Consider the following 341-nt stretch of genomic DNA (forward strand, 5'->3'; position numbering starts at 1 on the left):
ACATATTAATGTTAAAAATTATTATTAAAGAAGGTGAAAACATAGAGCGTGCCTTAAAACGCTACAAAAGAAAACACCGTAATGTAAAAGTAATGCAGAATTTAAGAGACGGTCAATTTTACACAAAACCATCAGTAAAAAGACGTCGTGAAATACAAAAAGCCTCTTATATTCAAAACTTAAGAGACCAAGAAGAAGTTTAAAATGCTTCGTGAAAACAATTAAAAGTTCGTGATTAAAACACGAACTTTTTTTATACGCTAATTTTAACCACTAAACCTTCATTGGCCCTAACATTAAAAACAGTTTCGTCTTCAAAAATTAAATACTGTCCTTTTATT

1 protein-coding gene and 1 pseudogene are annotated in these 341 nt (G+C 29.0%); one reads left to right on the top strand and one right to left on the bottom strand.

Annotation, left to right across the window (positions count from 1 at the left end; genetic code table 11):
* Positions 1-8 precede the first annotated feature (8 nt).
* On the top strand, positions 9-203 hold the full coding sequence (gene rpsU, locus FUA24_RS00555; protein WP_147138102.1) for a 30S ribosomal protein S21: 195 nt from the start codon (positions 9-11) through the stop codon (positions 201-203).
* A gap of 50 nt (positions 204-253) precedes the next feature.
* On the opposite strand, the pseudogene FUA24_RS25500 reads toward rpsU, so the two are convergent.
* Positions 254-341, bottom strand: a pseudogene (locus tag FUA24_RS25500) (DUF2797 domain-containing protein); the annotation flags it as partial.

Source organism: Seonamhaeicola marinus, assembly GCF_008085455.1.